General features: G+C 37.4%; 20 protein-coding genes and 1 riboswitch. Of the genes, 3 read left to right on the plus strand and 17 right to left on the minus strand.

What is annotated here, in order from left to right; genetic code table 11:
• Positions 1–44: 44 nt before the first annotated feature.
• The gene (locus BN3326_RS07115; RefSeq protein WP_069998506.1) at positions 45–986 is read left to right on the plus strand and encodes a phosphotransferase; all 942 of its coding nucleotides are present in this window, start codon (positions 45–47) and stop codon (positions 984–986) included.
• A gap of 3 nt (positions 987–989) precedes the next feature.
• Here BN3326_RS07115 and BN3326_RS07120 read toward each other — a convergent pair whose 3' ends face one another.
• Together BN3326_RS07120 and BN3326_RS07125 are read right to left on the minus strand one after the other, a co-directional pair.
• Complete coding sequence (locus tag BN3326_RS07120; RefSeq protein ID WP_069998507.1) at positions 990–1,610, minus strand: DUF1349 domain-containing protein; 621 nt, start codon at positions 1,608–1,610, stop codon at positions 990–992.
• Positions 1,611–1,731: 121 nt separating this feature from the next.
• Positions 1,732–2,259 (minus strand): hypothetical protein, encoded by a 528-nt coding sequence (locus tag BN3326_RS07125; RefSeq protein WP_069998508.1) that lies wholly within the window; start codon positions 2,257–2,259, stop codon positions 1,732–1,734.
• Between the two features lie 258 nt (positions 2,260–2,517).
• Between BN3326_RS07125 and BN3326_RS21960 the strand changes: the two genes are divergently transcribed.
• Positions 2,518–2,685: a hypothetical protein gene (locus tag BN3326_RS21960; protein ID WP_207646321.1), complete on the plus strand. Its 168-nt coding sequence runs from the start codon at positions 2,518–2,520 to the stop codon at positions 2,683–2,685.
• 222 nt (positions 2,686–2,907) lie between these two features.
• On the opposite strand, the gene BN3326_RS07130 is transcribed toward BN3326_RS21960, so the two are convergent.
• The 15 genes from BN3326_RS07130 to BN3326_RS07200 form a co-directional block, all read right to left on the minus strand.
• Positions 2,908–3,300 carry a response regulator gene (locus BN3326_RS07130; protein WP_069998509.1) on the minus strand — a complete coding sequence of 131 codons (393 nt, stop codon included), beginning with the start codon at positions 3,298–3,300 and terminating at the stop codon, positions 2,908–2,910.
• A gap of 40 nt (positions 3,301–3,340) precedes the next feature.
• Positions 3,341–4,363, minus strand: coding sequence for a protein-glutamate methylesterase/protein-glutamine glutaminase (locus BN3326_RS07135; RefSeq protein ID WP_069998510.1), 1,023 nt, complete (start codon positions 4,361–4,363; stop codon positions 3,341–3,343).
• 30 nt (positions 4,364–4,393) lie between these two features.
• Positions 4,394–5,209 carry a CheR family methyltransferase gene (locus tag BN3326_RS07140; RefSeq protein WP_069998511.1) on the minus strand — a complete coding sequence of 272 codons (816 nt, stop codon included), beginning with the start codon at positions 5,207–5,209 and terminating at the stop codon, positions 4,394–4,396.
• Positions 5,210–5,246: 37 nt separating this feature from the next.
• Positions 5,247–6,962 carry a methyl-accepting chemotaxis protein gene (locus tag BN3326_RS07145; protein WP_069998512.1) on the minus strand — a complete coding sequence of 572 codons (1,716 nt, stop codon included), beginning with the start codon at positions 6,960–6,962 and terminating at the stop codon, positions 5,247–5,249.
• 18 nt (positions 6,963–6,980) lie between these two features.
• Positions 6,981–7,472, minus strand: coding sequence for a chemotaxis protein CheW (locus BN3326_RS07150; RefSeq protein ID WP_069998513.1), 492 nt, complete (start codon positions 7,470–7,472; stop codon positions 6,981–6,983).
• Positions 7,473–7,487: 15 nt separating this feature from the next.
• Complete coding sequence (locus BN3326_RS07155) at positions 7,488–7,670, minus strand: aspartyl-phosphate phosphatase Spo0E family protein (protein ID WP_069998514.1); 183 nt, start codon at positions 7,668–7,670, stop codon at positions 7,488–7,490.
• 2 nt (positions 7,671–7,672) lie between these two features.
• The gene (locus BN3326_RS07160; RefSeq protein ID WP_141722874.1) at positions 7,673–9,742 is read right to left on the minus strand and encodes a chemotaxis protein CheA; all 2,070 of its coding nucleotides are present in this window, start codon (positions 9,740–9,742) and stop codon (positions 7,673–7,675) included.
• Between the two features lie 15 nt (positions 9,743–9,757).
• Positions 9,758–10,351 carry a TetR/AcrR family transcriptional regulator gene (locus BN3326_RS07165; protein ID WP_069998515.1) on the minus strand — a complete coding sequence of 198 codons (594 nt, stop codon included), beginning with the start codon at positions 10,349–10,351 and terminating at the stop codon, positions 9,758–9,760.
• A 202-nt stretch (positions 10,352–10,553) separates the two neighbouring features.
• Positions 10,554–11,633 carry an NADH:ubiquinone reductase (Na(+)-transporting) subunit F gene (locus tag BN3326_RS07170; RefSeq protein ID WP_069998516.1) on the minus strand — a complete coding sequence of 360 codons (1,080 nt, stop codon included), beginning with the start codon at positions 11,631–11,633 and terminating at the stop codon, positions 10,554–10,556.
• Positions 11,634–11,644: 11 nt separating this feature from the next.
• On the minus strand, positions 11,645–12,229 hold the full coding sequence (locus tag BN3326_RS07175) for an Rnf-Nqr domain containing protein (protein WP_069998517.1): 585 nt from the start codon (positions 12,227–12,229) through the stop codon (positions 11,645–11,647).
• A 14-nt stretch (positions 12,230–12,243) separates the two neighbouring features.
• Positions 12,244–12,864, minus strand: a complete 621-nt coding sequence (locus BN3326_RS07180) for an Rnf-Nqr domain containing protein (RefSeq protein WP_069998518.1) — start codon at positions 12,862–12,864, stop codon at positions 12,244–12,246.
• 12 nt (positions 12,865–12,876) lie between these two features.
• Positions 12,877–13,440 carry an FMN-binding protein gene (locus BN3326_RS07185; protein ID WP_141722875.1) on the minus strand — a complete coding sequence of 188 codons (564 nt, stop codon included), beginning with the start codon at positions 13,438–13,440 and terminating at the stop codon, positions 12,877–12,879.
• A 14-nt stretch (positions 13,441–13,454) separates the two neighbouring features.
• On the minus strand, positions 13,455–14,387 hold the full coding sequence (locus tag BN3326_RS07190; RefSeq protein WP_069998520.1) for an RnfABCDGE type electron transport complex subunit D: 933 nt from the start codon (positions 14,385–14,387) through the stop codon (positions 13,455–13,457).
• 134 nt (positions 14,388–14,521) lie between these two features.
• Positions 14,522–15,841: a sensor histidine kinase gene (locus BN3326_RS07195; RefSeq protein WP_069998521.1), complete on the minus strand. Its 1,320-nt coding sequence runs from the start codon at positions 15,839–15,841 to the stop codon at positions 14,522–14,524.
• A gap of 250 nt (positions 15,842–16,091) precedes the next feature.
• A complete protein-coding gene (locus BN3326_RS07200) occupies positions 16,092–17,792 on the minus strand; it encodes a SulP family inorganic anion transporter (RefSeq protein ID WP_069998522.1) in 1,701 nt (566 codons plus the stop codon).
• 196 nt (positions 17,793–17,988) lie between these two features.
• A riboswitch (purine riboswitch) is annotated at positions 17,989–18,090 on the plus strand.
• 86 nt (positions 18,091–18,176) lie between these two features.
• Here BN3326_RS07200 and BN3326_RS07205 point away from each other — a divergent pair.
• Positions 18,177–19,502 carry a uracil-xanthine permease family protein gene (locus BN3326_RS07205; protein WP_069998523.1) on the plus strand — a complete coding sequence of 442 codons (1,326 nt, stop codon included), beginning with the start codon at positions 18,177–18,179 and terminating at the stop codon, positions 19,500–19,502.
• Positions 19,503–19,544: the final 42 nt, after the last annotated feature.

Raw genomic sequence — 19,544 nt, forward strand, 5'->3', positions numbered from 1 at the left:
ATAACTACAAGAATTTATCTTTTATACTTAGGGGGAATGAAAAAATGTCATATGATCTATCCGGTTTTGATAAAGATTCGCTATATCTAATACGATTAATCGCTATGTATTTTGACTGTGATATGTTGTCCTCACATAAAATCGGCGAAGGATTCTACGGCGTAGTTTATCTTGTCAAAATAAAAAAAGACCCCTATAAGGTCATCGTTAAATTGTATAAGCATAGCGGAAGAAATGTACTTGAATCTGAGCAGCTTAGTTTGCTTAGAAAATATGCTTTATTAAAAGTGCCTCAAACTTACCATATACATCATTACAGTGAAGCTATTCCTTTTGAAGTACTTATTATGGAGTTTATAGAAGGCGTTAATGCTTCTATGCTGCCGACAGATCATCCAAACAGCGCTAGCTTTGCTCAGGATATGATAGAGAATTTACTACATTTACATAGCATCTCACATAAGAGGGGATTTGGTACAAGAGCGGAGATGTTTGATGAGTGGAAACCTTGCTTGAGAAATAGGCTAAATAAAATGCACCAACTGCTTCATTCAAATTACAAGGACTGTATCTCTCCTTATGTCATGGAAGCAGCTGATAAGTCTCTTGAAGCGTTTGATACCATTTTTTCTGAACCAATCAAAAAATCTTCATTGATCCATAGCGACTATAACTTATGGAATATTCTTGTTGATAAAAAAAGTGCTAAAATAACCGCAGTCATAGACCCCATTGATGCTGGATGGGCTGATAAAGAAATGGATCTTTTTCATCTTCAAAATGCAGATGGCGACCGCTTTAAACTCCTTGAACGCTATAAGCATAATGCACACTTAAGCCATCTTTTCCCTGTAAAAAATGCTTTTTATTGGTTTTGGGATGATATTAAGCATATGCAAAACATGGGATGGTATGAGGAAGAACGTTTCACATCTTTTGGTAAAAAGTTAATTACTCTGATGCAGGAACATATTGGTAGGCTATAGATCCTAGTCCACCAGACTGTCTGCTACTACCCTTACATCCTTAACCGTTCTTTTTTCTAAGTTCAATAGTTCAAATGACACTTGTGCGCCTTGTCCAATAGGACTTTGAAAAGCCGCACCAACTTTTACAGTATCAGATGCATCTATATGAAAATATCTTACCATCTCCCACGTAATACCCTCTAAAGAATAATGAAAGCCAAAACAATTACCTGACTTTTGAATCTTTAGATAGGGCTTACAAGGACCAACTTTAGACGAGACGCAATCATCAGAGGTGCCTTTTGTTACTACACTTACAATAGTTGGTATGTCTTTAATACATTCATAACATACTTTAGCCCAGGTTTTTTCGTCCCGCATCACCATCAAACAACCCGAGTCATACTCTGCAATCATTTCAACATCTACTTTGGCTGTAAGCACAAAATCTCCCTCGACCTCTGTATATAAGTAAGGTGCAGTATCTTTGATAGTATTACCAGCTGGATCTCTAAAAAAGTCTGATGCCGGCGGTGCATTTACTATAAGTCTATTCTCATTAAAACTATAATCTACTGGCTCATTCATCCATGCAAATCCATGTGGCAGTGTCTTGTTATAACAGTTACTTAAAATATTCATTCAAAAACCTCCCTATATTTGTCTACTGAGCAATTATTTTTATTTTAATAAATCTGAATATTTGTTCATACCTTTATTATACTCACTCCACCTACTACATGAAAGTAAATTATAAAATTAGTTAGTCATTACGAGATAAAATATATGCATTGACCTGGGCATCACTTAGATATTTATAATGTTCTTTGAGCCCTTCAGCTAGTACCCTTAAATATCCTGCGCTTGGCTCTCTTTTTTCAAACACCGCACTGCTCGTGATGGTTACAATATCTATCCCATCAAATGAATCTATTGCAAGCAGCATATTATACCAACTATTTGCCGCAAGTTCATGCCCACCATTTTCTTCTCTATGGATATGGCTCATCTGTTCTCTGGTGATCAAATAAGCTACACCATAAGCTTTCCCATGTTGAGTAATATCTAAGAACGAAACTGCGCTGCCGTTCCAAGAGGGCGAGTTTTTTGCATAATACATATTATAAGGAATTGTCACCGGCATGCTCATGATAGGTGAGGAAGTATCCCTACATCGCCTTGACTCTCCCACATTAAATCTATTTCTGCCGCCATTTATATAACACATCAAGCGTTCGCTCAGCATATTCGATCCATAACTTGCATACCACACTAAGTCTTTTTTATTCATATTAATCCCTCCATCCTTATCTTTTGGGAAAAACATAACACTTACTATTATATGCAGCTAAGGGCTTATAAATAACCTGTTGATTCTTGTCACACTCATCCAAATTTTAGAATATTATGTAGAATAATGAGCAATGATACCAGCTGCTCATTTATACTATGAATATACTGAAGGGAGCTATTAATATGTTGGGATTAGGCTTGATATTGGGATTTGGATTAGGCTGCAGCAGTTGCTGCTCTGGATACGGTAGATATGGTGGATGCTATAACTACGGCAGATATTGTGGATGTGGTGGTTACGGTGGTTGTAGTGGTTGTAGTGGTTATAGCAATTGCTATTATGGATATGGTTATCCAAGTTATGGCTGCGGGTATCGTTACTATTAACCCAGCTTATCCATATTTAATGACCTTACCTTTATAAAGGGCAAAACAGAAATCCTACTTAATGTTCAATAGAACAATTAGGTAGGATTTCTGTTTTTGGTTAATACCCGATTACAAGCATCTATCATCCCTGGAAAACCCCATAGATAAACTTCTGAGTCTTCTAGCTCCTCACTGTGTCATCGACTACATCGACAATCAGGCTAACCTCGCCTATTCACTAGTGCTATTGGCACAGTAGCACTAGTGAATAGGCAGCTTAAATAAGTTCTAACTTTCGCATGACCTCTACGAACTTATCTGTATCAATTGGCTTTGCAGCATAGGCCTCACAACCTATTTCAAAAGCTTGTTGTACTAAAAGTGTTTCTTGAAGCGCTGTAGTCATAATAACTTTAACACGCTTTTTGGGCAGTAACCCCTTAGAAGTCTCGTAATCCCTAATAGCTTTTAGAACTTTTACCCCATCCACCTTCGGCATCATAATATCAAGACAAATGAGATCATAAGGCTGAGCATCTTTAACTGCTAATAAATAAGCATCTAAAGCCTCAAGTCCATCCACTACCACATCAACTTCGCCGTACCGCGAAAGAAATTTGGATAAAAATTTTCTGCTTACTAAATCATCCTCTACAATTAAAATTCTCATATTCATTCTCCTTCTTATTTATAATAATACGTCACACTGCCTACTTCAACATGGTAGTTAATAATTGTGGGATGTTTAAAAGAGCGGCCTGTTTCTCCACCGCTCCTATATTAAATGCAACTTTTGGCATACCATACACTACAGAGGATTTTTCATCCTGTCCTATGGTCCTTGCCCCCTTATGTCTCATGGCGAGCAGGCCTTTTGCACCATCATATCCCATGCCTGTAAGGATGATGCCAATGGCATTACTCCCTACTTCCTTTGCCACAGACTCAAATAATATATCGATCGACGGACAATGCCCGTTGACTTTCTCACCGCTAAAAACTTCCACTTTATAGCGAGTGCCTACTTTCTTCACCCTCATATGCTGATCGCCTGGAGCAATTAGCACCTTGCCTTGATCCAAATAGTCGCCCGTTTGTGCTTCTTTTACATTAAATTGTGTTTGACTATTGAGTCTCTTCGCAAACATATTAGAAAACATAGGGGGAATATGTTGAACGATGAGGATACCTGGCATATTTGGAGATAGTTGGCTTAATATACGATATAGCGCCTCTGTCCCCCCTGTAGAAGCACCCATTGCAATGATCTTATCAGCAGCGAATGTACAGTCTGTATGCAAGCTAGTGGTTTTTACGGCTTCTTTCTGTGTAACTTTTGCTTGAGCTGCGATCTTAATCTTTATTATCATATCATGTATGAACTTTTCAACGCCATGTGGTGACTGGACATCGGGTTTTGTAACAAAATCTATTGCCCCCGCGTTCATAGCATCAAACACCGCTTCACTCACAGTACTCACTACAATAACAGGAAGCGGATATTGTGGGAGTAACTTTCTGATAAACTCAATGCCACTCATCTTGGGCATTTCTACATCACAAGTCATCACATCAGGTTTAAACGCCAGCAACTTATCTCTTGCATCAAAAGGATCTATCGCTTTTGCTACCACTTCTATTTGAGGATCAGTGGAAATGCCTCTAGCTATAACTTCTCTAAATAACAGACTATCATCTACCACTAAAACTCTGATCTTTCTTCCATTACCCATACCACTCTCTATCCTCCCTCTACGGTCAATCTACACTTTGCGGTAAACGGACGGCATAACATACTTAAACTTAGTAGTTTCCTTATTAAGAGACTCCGAATGCCCGATAAATAAATATCCCCCGTCCTCTAAATGGTCATAGAATCTATTGACAAGTTTTGTTCTGGTTTCATTGTCAAAATAGATCATTACATTTCTGCAGAATATGGTATGAAATTTCTTTTTAAAAGGAAACACAGTATCCATTAGGTTAAATTTCCTATATATTACTTCATTCTTAATTTTATCAACGAGAACGGCATTTTCCCTATCATGCTGCTTAAAATAATGAGTTCTCCAGTACAGAGGCAGAGGCGCAATACGTTCATTACTGTAAATACCCTTTTTGGCAATATCAAGTACCCGCTCAGATATATCAGTAGCTAACACCTTAGTATCCCACCACATTTTTTCCTCCCCAAAAAATTCATCTAAAATCATAGCCAGTGTATAAGATTCTTCACCCGAAGAACTTGCAGCACACCAGATACGAAGATCTTTATCCTTAATATTCTTCACAATAAATGGAAGCACTTTATCTCTGAAATAATAAAAATGATCTGCTTCTCTCATAAAGAAAGTGTGGTTGGTCGTAATCTTATCTACGAGAGTAATCGCCGCACCGCCACTCTTATCGGCAACAATGTGGTTGTAATAATCGGTAAAGTTATGACATTCTGCTTGTTGAAGAACATTATTCAGCCTTCCCGTAACAAGTGTCATCTTTTCCCGACTTAGATGTATGCCGTAGTTAGACTTAATGTATTGAGACAACTGTTTAAATTCCTTTTCTGTAATTACAACCACTTCATTTCACCTGCCTGTAAGGATAGTCAAATACAAATTAATATTTACCAAACTCATTATCACTCAATACAATTTTTTTATGACTCGCCGATGCTGCTTCTTCATGCATATGAGATTTCTTTCTATCATTCATTTTTTCAAGCATTTTCAACACTTCTGGATTAATAACTTCGCCTTTTATGTAGGAAGGCACATTGCTACTAAATAACCTTCTTACATTAAACCTTGATACCTGCTCTTTAAGGAGCTCAGCCTGTCCAGAAAGCTCCTCACTGGCAGCTGCACCTTCCTCCGCCGTCGCAGAGTTAGCTTGAATAACTTCAGATACCTGCATAATCCCCTGATTAATTTGTGAGATACCAGCTGCCTGCTCATTAGAAGCTACTGCAATACTACCCACTAGGTCTGCAACTCTTGTAACATCCTCTACTATTTTATTCAGAGCCTCTGCCGTCTGACTGGCAATATGTGTACCATCTTCAACCTTTTTAATAGACCCCTCTATCATATCAGTCGTTTCTTTTGCAGCATTTGCAGATCTTGCAGCAAGATTTCTAACTTCCTCGGCAACTACTGCAAAACCTTTGCCGTGCTGGCCAGCTCTAGCAGCTTCTACTGCAGCATTAAGCGCCAATATGTTCGTCTGAAAAGCAATTTCATCAATAACTTTAATAATCTTTGAAATACTATTCGATGAGTCATTAATATCTTCCATTGCCTTAAGCATGTCTTTCATGCGGCTATTGCCTTGTACTGCATTGCTTTTTGCGGTCTCTGCAAGTGCGTTTGCTTGATCAGCACTATCAGCATTATGCCTAGTCTGAGCAGCAATTTCTTCAAGTGAAGCCGTGAGCTCTTCAACAGAACTTGCCTGTTCAGTAGCGCCTTGAGATAAAGCCATACTTGAGTCAGATACTTGTTTCGATCCTGACGCCACTTGCTCTGCCGCAGTACTTATGTTGGTGACAACATCATTTAAGTTATCTGTCATCTTTCTAAAAGCTTGTGCCAGTATACCTACTTCATCATTGGTATTAACATTAATGGTGACATCCAGATCCCCATCAGCTATCTTACTTGCTGCCTCAAGCAAGTGGTTAAGCGGCTTACTAATCATATTTGCAACGCCTAAGCCAAGGCCAATAGCGAGTAGAACCCCAACTATAATAATAATAGTCATGATAAAGGATTGACTTTTAAAATCTTTAGTGCTTAACTCAGCCATCTCTTTTGCAACATTTTGGTTATATGCAATGAGATTCTCAACATCGTTATCTAGAATTTCTCTGACCTTTGTAAATTCTGAGATTTTTACTGATGCCTCTTCAAAATTACCCGCCCTTATCATATTAATATGTTCATTTCGTACTTCCCTATATGTTAAAAGACTAGTTTTTAGATTATTATAAAGACTTCTTTCCTCATCACTCTCTATCATTTTTTCATAGGCGGTAAGTGTATTATTCGTTTTTTCAGCAAGCGCAGCTATATCGTCCACTCTTTGCTGAAACTTAGTCATATCTTTTTCATAAAGCATTAGAAGATAAGTGGATCTCACTAAAATGAGGTCTCTTTGTATGCCTGCAAGATTTTGCGCCGGTAGAAAGTTGTTGACATACATATCATCCCCACGTTGATTGATTGTACCCATATTACTAATACCTATAATACCTATAACACCTGTAAAAAGTGCTAAAATTATAAAACATAAAATAATCTTTACCCTTATTTTAAGATCATTAAACCATTTCATCAGCTATTCCTCCAATAATTAGATATTTGCTAGGTTTTCTACATCATCTTCATTTAATAATTTTTGACACTCAAGAAGAAGCTTGACTTCGCTTCCAACTTTGCCGATACCTTTAATATACTTATTCCCCTCCCTGCTGACATCCGGTGGTGAAACGATATCCGACTCGGGGATCGTAAGTACTTCGGATACACTATCAACAATAAGCCCTATAGAAATATCCTTGATATCAATAACAATGACACAAGTTCTATCATTGTACTTTTTAAATTCTTTTTTAAAACGCAGCCTTACATCCATGACCGGGATAATCTTCCCTCTTAAGTTAATTATCCCCCTAATGTAACTTGGCAGTTCTGGTATTTCAGTTATTGGCTGTATACCGATAATTTCAGTTACATACCTTATTTCAATACCATAAGATTCACTGCCTAATGTAAAAGTAAGAAACCTATCCTTTTGCGTATCCTCTTCCTGTTCTAATAATACTTGTCCTACTGATCCAGTCATTTTTACAACTCCTTCCTAATGTAATGGTACTTCTATGTATAAATTTTCTTTCAAATTACGTTTTTTGTTAATGCGTGTATTTCTCATAAAATCAACTATTTCACCATCTAGTTTTTGACTAATTTCTAGTATTACCTGTAGATTGCCATCTTCAATTGCCCTATAGAGCCTTTGACGGAGAACCTCTATTTTCGTCATGCTTAGTCCCTCTTATTTACGAGTCCGCCAATTTCAAGAATCAAGCTGATACAGCCGTCCCCGAGTATTGTACAGCCTGTAAGCCCTATAATCTTCCGCGTATTCTTTATATAGTTAGGAAGTGTCTTTACCACCACCTGCTGCTGTCCTAGTAATTGATCTGCAAATATACAAAGCGTCTTCTCATCCTGTTCAACCATAATAAGAATACCCTCCTCAAATTCAGTTATAGGCGTTTTTACATTGTAAAACTCATGCAGCCTTAGAATAGGATAGCATTGCCCACGTACCATGACGATTTCATCGCCATCTGGCTGCTTAATCAGATCTGCCGCCCTCGGTCTAAAGGATTCTTTAATTGTTGTTATAGGAATGGTATAACGTGAGCTTCCCACTTGTATATTCATGCCATCAATAATAGCAAGCGTAAGCGGGATTTTGAGCGTAATCGTCGAACCAGCCCCTTCTATACTGTCTATCGATACTGTGCCACCGACCATCTCAATACTCTTAGTCACCACATCCATTCCGACCCCTCTTCCACTGAACTCAGTAACGGCGTCTTTCGTAGAAAACCCTGGCAGAAATACCATGTTATAGATCTCTTTATCCGTCATCTCATGCTCAGATTTTGTGAGAAGATCATTTTCCTGCGCTTGTTTAAGAATTTTTGCTTTATTTAATCCTTTACCATCATCCCTTACTAGAATCAAAACATCATTACCAGCATTTCTAGCCTCTAAGTAAACTTTACCCGCTCTCGCCTTGCCCGATGTCTCTCTGACCTCTGTAGTTTCAATACCATGATCTATAGCATTTCTAACCAGATGCATAAGCGGATCCGAAATATGTTCAATAATATTTTTATCTACTTCTGTCTCCTCACCTATCAGTTCTAGTTCTACCTCTTTTCCAAGTTTTCTGCTCATATCACGAACAATACGATGCATTTTATGAAAGGTAGTAGCAAGTGGTACCATACGGATAGACATAACTGTCCCTTGTAGTTCGTTTGTTATCTTATGAAGCTGACGCGCTGCTTTTTGGAAATTATCTAATTGCAGTCCCTTAAGATCAGGATTTTGTGTAACCATAGCTTCTGCGATTACCATTTCGCCAACCAAGTCCATCAATTTATCTAGCTTTGCTACACTTACACTGATGATGCTCTGACTAGCAGAAAGACTGGGTAGTTCTTTTTCTCTTTGCACCTCTCCTTGCTGAATCTGCAGCTTAGGGACTTTGACCGGGCTTGTTTCTATAATAATCTGCTCTGGCTTATAAAACGGTTTAAACTCCGAGTCTTCTTCTAGTTGAACTAGTTCCAACTCCTTGAGAAACATTGTTTGTTTGAAAAAGTCCAGTACTTCTTCATAGCATTTATCTGTTTTTAAAAAAACCTTAAAACCATGCTGTCTAATCGTTTGAGTGCTGTTATCATTATCAATAATATCATGTGGCAGATAATAAACTTCCTCAACAATTTCCTTTATATTATGAATAACCGTATAGGCTCTGATATTTTCCATCTCACAACCGTCTTCAAAAAACAGCATTGCTTTATAGTAATTAAGGTTCAATGTAACTTTGGCCTTATTGGAGGTGATATAATAATGCATCTGTTCATCCGAAGTTATTTTTTCAATTGTAGTATTCATACCCTCTTGCTGCAGCGTGGCCAGAAAATCTTTGATTTTATCTATCAGGCTCGAAAAATCTCCATCAACCTTTTCTCCTTGCATAATTTTATGCAGCTCTGCTTTAATGTAATCTATACACTCTAATACAAGATCAGAAATAGCATCATAATCAATATGCTGTGGTTTCTGTTCCCGAAGAAAATAAAATAAGTCCTCTATAGAATGTGCGAGTGTTGAAATATTGTTAAAGAGCATCATTGCCGATGACCCTTTAATAGTGTGCATAATCCTAAAAATCTCATCAATTACTGGTTGTGTATAACTGCTTGATTTCTCAGTATTAAGGATACATGTTTCAAGTTGTTCTATATTTTGAGTTGTTTCAAATATGTACATATCCAACATAGGTTCATTAAAATAATGGTCTTGCAAATAAATCACCCCCTATCAAAATTTAATCACCAAGGCCTCTAAAACTATTTTTAAACTTGCCAGCATTCTTTCTCTTAAAGAAAAACTATAATCCCTCAGGCGCCAATTTAAACACCATTCTCTGGCTATGCCCATGATCATTACTGCTATGTCTTCACTATCAAGATCTGCTTTAATTTTTCCATTACATTGAGCTTGTTTGAGCATCTGGGCTATAAAGTCTGTACGACTAAAAAGAATGTCTTGAATCTTCTCTGAAAGGTTTGGATCATACCTTAGTACATCATTATTTTGTGTCAATGCTGTTATAGCCGGATAGTTCTCATAGTAAGCCGCATATGTATCAATAAAGCAAACAATGGCTTCAATCGGATCAAGTTTTTTTGATCGTATAGAAGCGATTACATCTATGTCGTAATGAGAAAAATGGTCTAATACTGCATAAAGCAAATCACTCTTTGATTTAAAGTGTTTAAATATCGCCGCTTCTGAAATCCCCACTCTTTTTGCTACTTCTCTTGTAGACAATCCATTAATCCCATATTCATTAATAACGTCAACTGTCGCTAATACAATGCTAATTTTTCTATGCAATAATACATTTCCCATTTTCTACCACCTAAGTTAGTTATCATTTACTTACTTAAAATTATATGTGAAAATTTTACCATTGTCAAATGGTGTTTTATATTGTAACCTTATATATTTTAAAGTTGTTAATTGGATATTCATATCTTTAATTAATTTTTTATACAGTAAAAGAAGGCCTACCTAATTATTCAACAGAACAATCGGTTGGGCCTTCTTCTATCTAAAACTTATCGTAATGCACATTATCCATATGTATATTTTTTTTGGTCAATATGCGGATACAGGCATCAATCATTCCCGGTGAACCGCATAGATAAGCTTCTGAGTCTTCTAAATTCTCGCTATGCCTATCGACTACATCGGTAATCAGGCCAACTTCGCCCTCCCAGTTATCTTCTGGTGATGGCTCAGATAAGGCCGGAATATATTGAAAATTAGGGTATTCCTTTGCGAGCTCAAGAAGTTCCTCCGTATAATAAAGATCCTTCTTAGTCTTTGCCCCAAAGAAGTATTTTACTTTTCGATTCATCCCCTTATCTTTTAGATAATAGAGAATGGCTCGAATAGGTGCTTTTCCCGAACCACCTGCGATGCAGATGATATCTTCATCTGACTCTTCGTTTAAGTAGAAATCCCCATAAGGACCCGTGATAGTAATTGTATCGCCCACTTCCAGTGCCATATGAACAAATGTAGTCGCCTGCCCCTTTGGAACAAGACGGATGATAAACTCCAAAGTATTGGTCATCTTTGGATTAGAAGCGATAGAATAAGCTCGGATGACTTCAACCCCTGGGACTCTTAACTGTGCATACTGCCCCGGCCTAAAGAACATTTCTTCTGGTTCAACGAGTTTAAATGAAACGAGCTTGATATCATACGTCAAAGAAGTGATCTTAGTTACCGTCGCTTTGTATTCCTTTGCACTAAGCAGTTCTTCTGGGATAAGGATTTCCATATTTTCTTTAACTTTTACTTGGCAGGATAATCTAACCCCATCTTCTTTTTCCTCTTCACTTAAAAAAGGCTCTTCTGTTGGTTTTATGCCCCCTGCCCCTTTAACCACCTTGCATTTGCAGTAACCGCAAGTCGCCTTGCCCCCGCAAGCAGAAGGTATAAAAATATTATTAACGGATAACGTATTTAAAAGTGTATCTTCTCCCTGAACAGTAATCTTTGTCTTATCGTTGACCGTTAAGGTTTTCTCTCCTTGACCTCCAAGCAAATAATCTGCCAGAGCTAAGAGAATCGTCACAATAAGTAAAATACCTATTAAAATAATGGGTACAAATAAATTCATAATGATCCCCCCTACTGAATATTTGCAAGGCCACTAAAGCCAATAAACGCAAGACTTAATATACCTAAAATAATAAACGTAATCCCTTTGCCCCGAAGCCCCTTTGGCACATCCGATACCCACGCCATTTTCTCGCGGATACCTGCCACGAGCACAATAGCCAGCATCCAGCCAAGGGAGGAGCCAAAAGAAAAAATCGCTGTCTCACTAAAAGTATACGCACGATTGACAAAAAACAATGAAACAGCCAATACAATACAGTTAACAGTAATCAGCGGAAGAAAAATACCAAAGGCATTATAAAGTACCGGCATAAATTTTTCAAGAACGAGCTCTAAAAATTGAACTGTTGCCGCAATCGTAATAATAAAGACCAAAAGACTTAACTGGGTAGTATTAGTCGCCTTTAGAAGTGCATAAATCGGCCAGTTAATAATACCTGTTAAGGTCACCACAAAAACAACTGCAAGCCCCATCCCTTTTGCATTTTTAAGGTTTTTAGAAATAGCAATAAGCGGACACATCCCCAATATGTATGTCAGTGCAACGTTATGATTTAATAAACTTGCTGTAAAAATTTCAACCAAATGTGCCATAAGTCTTAACCCTCCTATTCTTCATAGGTGTTTGTCACAACACGCATGAGCCATATATAGATGCCAAGAACAAAAAAACCACCCGGCGCCATCGCCATAACTACCCAATTAACCCAGCCCCCAGGCATAACCCGCATACCAAGCAAGGTACCAAAAGCCAGCACTTCACGTACAGCCGCTACTGCAATAAGCACGTAGGTATACCCTAAGCCGTTGGTGAGCGCATCTATCAAAGTAAACCGCACAGGGTTTTTAACAGCAAAGGCTTCTGCCCTACCCATAACAATGCAGTTGGTAATAATGAGACCCACATAAGCGCCTAAAGCCTTACTAATACTCGGCAAAAAGGCTTGTAAAAAAAGATCAACCGCAATAACAAATGTAGAAATTAAAACCATGTAAGTCACCATTCTGACTTTTGCCGGAATAAACTTACGAATCAGCGATGCACTCATAGAACTTGCCATAACTACGAAAGTTACACCAAGGCCCATAGCAATGGCATTTTCAACCCTGTTTGTTACCGCAAGAGCTGAACAGATCCCAAGCACAGCAACAAAAATCGGGTTGTTCTTTAAGAGCCCATCTCTAGAAATGACAAACCATTTTGTATATTTTAGCCGAATTAAATTCACGCTGCACCCCTCCTAATCTTCTCTTTGCTGCCAAGTAAGTCTGTAACGGCCGATCTCACTGTTTAAGATGGTCTCAAATGCCTTCGATGTTCTCGTTGCCCCAGTGATAGCTTCTACCTCATTCTCTTTGCTTGGATCTGCTGATTGATTAATCTCCAGACTAGGTACTACTTTTACACCCACAAACTGTTCCAAAAAAGGTGCTTCTGCAACAACGCCTCCAAGACCCGGGGTTTCTTCTTGTTGAAGGACTGCCACGTAGCGTAGCGTTTCAATCGCCGCATCAACTGCTACAAAGCCTTTTATAGGCCCCCAAACTCCTGAGCCTTCATATGTAAATCCAATTTCATCTGACGGTGACACATAATAACTCAGTCCTTCAATGGATTTGATCGTAATCTCTTTTTCATAAACCTCATTGATAGTTGTCATTTTATAAGGTATGTCAAAAGCCTCCAGTACCGTTCTTCTTAATTCCACTTCCTGATTTGCCTCAATACGCTGCGCTGTTAGGAGTTCCATTCCCATAAGCACCCCAGAAGCCACAGTTCCTAAAATAAAAACAAACAGTATCATGCTTAAATATTTTTTCAACTCTGAACACCCGCCTCTCTCTTCTTAGGACGATTAAGAACCATATCATCTAAGAGTGGTGAGACTGCATTCATAATAATAACCGCAAACATAACACCTTCTGGAAAAGCTGCAAAATTTCGTATCACCACTGTAATAATGCCAAGTCCAATACCATACAGCATTCTTCCCTTTTGTGTATAGGGCGAAGTGATAGGATCAGAAGCAACAAAGAAAGCACCAAACAAAATACCACCTACGAGAATAGATAGAAAAGGATCTTTATAGGTTCCAGGCCAGATCAAGCTGCCCGCCCACGTAATGAGAAAAACACTTCCGATAAAAAATACAGGAATGCGCCAGTTAACGATGCGCATCAGAATAAGAATAATACCAATAATAATAATGCCTAAGCGAAAGGTTTCTCCGACAGATCCAGGTACTCCGCCTATGAGCAAATCCATAAGTCCATAGTTAAAGTCTTGCCCTCTGTTTAGAACACCCAAAGGACTGGCAGTTGTTATGGCATCTGTTTTAGGATCCAGCCACATAGTCGCCATAAATGCCGGAAAAGAAATGGTAATAAAAAGACGTCCAACAATAGCTGGGTTAAAAATATTCTTGCCCAAACCGCCAAAGATGGCTTTTCCAAAAAATACACCAAAGGCACTTCCAACGGCCACAATCCACAGCGGTAATGTCGGTGGTAATACCAGTGTAAAGATCAGGGGCGTAACTATTGCACCTGCATCTACTTTGAGATGTCTTATTTTGGCAAATGAAAACTCAACACAAAAAGCTGCCACGTACGAAGTGATCAGCATCCACAGCACATGCATACCATAATGCATCATGCCTGCTGCCACTAAAGGCAATAACGCTATAGCAAAGATTTGCATCTGCCGCCCTATAGCAAACCGGTGAAGCATTGCAGGATAATCATTTTTCATCCCTTTAATCCTCCTCATCTCTCTTATTGTATAGATTTCACATCACCTATTAATATTATTATATTGCTTGATAATGTAAATTACAACTTTAACCCCTACTTTATTCACTTTAACTTCATATAAAAATTTAAGTTCTATACTGCTTTTAACATGATTGATAAGTTAAAAGTATCCTCTTTAAACACATAGTTCATATGTCCTTGGTATTTTTCTGCAATTGTTTTCATATTGAGCATGCCAAATCCATGGCTCTTCTTATCTTCTTTTGTTGTACCAACTATTTCTGTGTTTGTAATATTTTTTTCTACTGTATTAGTTATTTCTAAAAACAAACAGTGATCTCTAGGTTCGATCTCAACGCTAATGGCCCGAAGTGACTCATCCGAAACTTTTAAATTAGCTTCAATGGCGTTATCCAGTGCATTGCTCATTAAGGAACATAAGTCGACTGCGTTAATATTAATATCATCTGTTAACTGACCTTCAACTTTAAATTGAATGTTATGTTTTTTAGCTCTTTTATATTTCTGATTAATGACAGCATCGGCTATTTCATTACCTGTTTTAATCTCAAAATCAGCAATTTTGCTATTTATCTGCATATCTGATATATATTTTCTGGCTCTTTCTACGCTATTCATTTGAAGTAGCATATCAATGCAGCTGATATGATTATTAAAATCATGCAAGATTTTTCTTACTTCACTATTTGTGGCATCTTCATCTAGAGCTGTTTGCATCATCACTTCATTTTGATACTGCATAATGTGGTACTGATTCTCTTTTTCAAAGTAATCCGACATATACTGAAAGATTTGATAAAGTGTAATGGTTAAAACAAGTATCCCTATTGAAATATAAACTAAATCAAATCCCGCACTCCGATTTCCTTGAACAGCCGCTCCGATTCTCATAATGAACAACATTGAAAGTGTCGAAACGCAAAAAACAGCGATTATGATCTTATAAAACGGTCCCGGAATATTATTAAAGCTTCTACGGGTTGTTTTCCCTACTAATCTAATGTAAATATAAGTAACTAATTTTGAAAAAATACAAAAAACAATTCTATACCAGTTCAGAGAAAGCGCAAGCGTGATAACATCTATTTTTGTAATAGCCGAAGAAACATAGATAATCATACTTTCAATAACAACGATTCCAACGATGTACATCGTTGCCCAAAAAAGACGCACAAGAGCTCTTCCCTTAAAAAGGATAAACGCTATTAATATACAAAATAGATAAGAACCTATCATTTGAGCTGCTGAAAACTTAGCCACTCGGCTTAATGCAAAAATTGAAGTGGCCGAACTAAAAATGACAACATATGCCACACGCTCAGAAACTTTTAAGTTTCTATCAAGTATTCCTTTTAGGAATAAATATACAAATGTAAAATCAATTAAAAAAATACTGTATTCAAATATATGCCAAAGTAATCCATTTGCCATGGTGCGACCAACCCTCTTTCTTATAAAATTAAAAAGACTCACAGCGAACTCCAAATTTAATCTATTTCTATAATAACTTTACTTTAGCTATATTCCAATACTATTTTGTCTTTTTTCGACATATTTGTCCTTATTATTTCCTTTAGCTACGAAAATTCATTACTTTAGTCATAGGAATTATGACAAAAAAAATCCTCTGTTAAGAGAATTTTTAAAAATAGTTCATTATTATAGTCCTTTATGTATTGTTTCAAGCTCTATCAGCCGTATAACTTAAATCTTGAGAAGCAACTTGAATAGCCTCATCCATATTTTCAAAGAAACATTCTTCACCAATTAGCATCCCATATATTTCAGCTTTTTTTAGTAAATTGAGTGGTTGCTCATTGACACCGGCAATAAACACACAAATATTTCTTTTTAAACAGGTCTTCATCATGCGCTTAAAAACATGTAATGCCGTGCCATCCATAGCTGGAACGTTTTTCATATCAACTATTAGAATTTTAGTTTTATACCCCAATCCATTTAAAGCCTCAAGAAACTTATCTGTCGCCCCAAAAAAGAATGGTCCATTGATCTCATATACTTGTATGCCTTTTAATGCATTGTCTTTATTTGCTTTATTTTTACGCCTAAATCCATCTTCTTCTTCTGATTTTTCATTTTCCTCTGAAGCATCCAGATCTGAAATCTTAATATTTGAGACATCTGCCATACGTTTCATAAATAGAAATACTGCTAAAACCATGCTGATTTCTATTGCTATTACTAAATCAATCAATACCGTGACAAAAAAAGTAACAAGCAATACACTGATATCACTTTTAGGTGATTTAAACACTTCTAAAAACTCCCGCCACTCACTCATGTTATAGGCAACTACTATTAAGATGGCTGCAAGTGCTGTTAAAGGAATCATTTTAGCGAGAGGCATAAATACAACCATGATCAGTAACAATGTAATGGCATGAACCATACCTGCCACTGGCGTTCTGCCACCATTTTTAATATTAGCAATGGTTCTGGCTATGGCTCCGGTTGCAGGTATTCCCCCAAATAACCCAGAGGCTATATTGGCAATACCCTGAGCAACGAGTTCCATATTAGACCGATGCTTGCTCCCTATCATGCCATCTGCTACTACGGCTGAAAGCAATGATTCAATAGACCCCAAAATCGCTATTGTAAACGCCGGTGCAATAAGTAGTTTTATTTGTTCTATTGTAATCTCAGGTATGCTAATAGAAGGCAGGTCCGATGACAACTCACCAAATTGACTTCCGATAGTAGCTACATCCATATTCAACAATTTTACAAGTACTGACGTAATGATAAGCGCAACTAAAGCACCCGGAATTTTCCGCGTGACTTTTGGCCAGAAAATAATAATCCCAAGAGCTAATAGACCAATAAGGGTTGTTTGAATATTTATAGTAGAAAAAGTCTGTATATACCTCTCCCACTTATCTAGAAATTCTACAGGAACCTCCGCAATGTTTAATCCAAGAAAATCTTTAATCTGAGAAGTAAAAATAACCACAGCAATACCGCTGGTAAACCCGGTTGTTATTGGATACGGGATAAACTTAATAATACTGCCGAGTCTCAGTACGCCCATCAAAATCATGATGATGCCTGCTAATATTGTGGCAATAATAAGACCATTAAAGCCAAACTGAGTAACAATCCCATAAACAATAACCATAAAAGCCCCTGTGGGTCCCCCTATTTGCACCCGGCTTCCGCCCAAAAACGATATTAAAAAACCTGCTATGATTGCCGTGTGCAGTCCTTTTTCCGGTGATACGCCAGATGCGATCGCTAAAGCTATTGATAAAGGCAGTGCAATGATAGCGACAATAATCCCCGCCGTAATATCTTTAAAAAACTGTTCTTTTGAGTAACCCTTTAAGGTCGATAAGAATTTAGGTTTCAGTGTATGTAACATACTATTCGCTTCCTTTTAGTAATTTTTGTATTCTGTATACAATACACTTATTATACGCCTCTAAATTCTTATTATCAATTCTCTCTAAAAAATTATTATGGGTAAACAGCTTACGTATTTTTCCGTTTCAACTACTAGAAATCCGAACATTTTTGTTGACATAAAGAAAAACATTCGGTATATTATAATTGACATTTATCATTCATATACTATATTTCGTATAATTTTGACAATATGGGTCAAAAGTTTCTACCTGCAAACCGTAAAATTGCAGACTACGAGGTTTATAATAAATTTTTAATAAAACTCCTCGTACTTATAGTGTTTTGAAATTAGTATTTTGGAATTAGTATGTCAATCATATTACTTGAGGAGTGAACAAAAATGGAAAAAGGAAGTATTTATGAACTTGATGGAGGAGTACCATTAAAGCAAGCGATCCCTTTAGGATTACAACATGTGCTTGCTATGTTTGTAGGGAATGTATCACCATTAATTATTGTTGCCGGGCTACTCAATATGCCGTCAGAACAAAAGACAATGCTTATTCAAAATGCTATGTTTATAGCGGGCCTTATAACCCTGATTCAACTCTATCCAATTGGGAGAGTGGGATCTAGGCTACCAATAGTTATGGGAACAAGCTCTGGATTTGTACCAACGATAAGGGCCGCAGCTGGTATCTATGGCTATGGCGCAGTTTTAGGAGCTAGTTTAGTAGGTGGACTTTTTGAGAGTATATTAGGGTTCTTTATTAAACCGCTTAGAAAGATTTTTCCACCCATTGTAACAGGAACAGTGGTTATTTCAATTGGACTCTCACTTATACCTATAGGGATAACATATTTTGCTGGGGGCTTTGGAGCTTCTGATTTTGGTTCAGTAAGCAATTTATTCTTAGGCAGCGTTGTTATTGTGGTTATATTGTTTTGCATGCAATTTACAAAAGGTTTTTTTAAGGTTTCAGCTGTATTAACAGGCATCGTTGCAGGCTACATCCTTGCAATATTGATGGGTAAAGTAGACTTCACACCTATTGCCCAAGCTGACTGGTTTAGCTTGCCTAAGGCTTTTATGTATAAAATGGAATTTAAAATCGGCGCGATCATACCGATGTGCATTATGTACATAGCTACTACTGTTGAAACAATTGGAGATATTTCTGCAGTAACTGCAGGTGGATTAAATAGAGAAGCTACAGACCGAGAACTCGCAGGTGGTGTACTTGCAGATGGTGTTGGCAGTATGATTGCCGCATTCTTTGGTGTATTACCCAATACATCATTTAGTCAAAATGTAGGACTCATCGGTATGACCAAAGTAGTTAATAGATTTTCAATTATGACAGGTGCAGTTATCTTGATCTTAGCAGGATTTTTTCCTAAATTAGGGGGTATCATCTCTGCTGTACCTCAATCAGTACTTGGCGGCGCAACAATTATTATGTTTTCAATGATTGCAATAAGTGGTATGCAATTAATATTTAAGCAAAATATGTATGGAAGAAATGCTGTAATTGTTGCAGTCGCTTTAGGCTTAGGTTTAGGCCTTGGTTCTACCCCTGATGCGCTTCAACATTTACCTGAATGGACAAAACTTGTTTTTGCACAAAATGGTATTGTAGTAGCATTTATTGTAGCAGTTATCTTAAACCTCATATTACCGCAAGATAAAAAGGAAAAGGCTGAAGAAGGAATTGCCTTCCATTGAGTTTTAACTCACGGAAGGCAATTTCTTCTCATGCAAACTAAA

Origin of the sequence: Cellulosilyticum sp. I15G10I2 (genome assembly GCF_900095725.1) — a bacterium.
Classification (GTDB): domain Bacteria; phylum Bacillota; class Clostridia; order Lachnospirales; family Cellulosilyticaceae; genus FMMP01.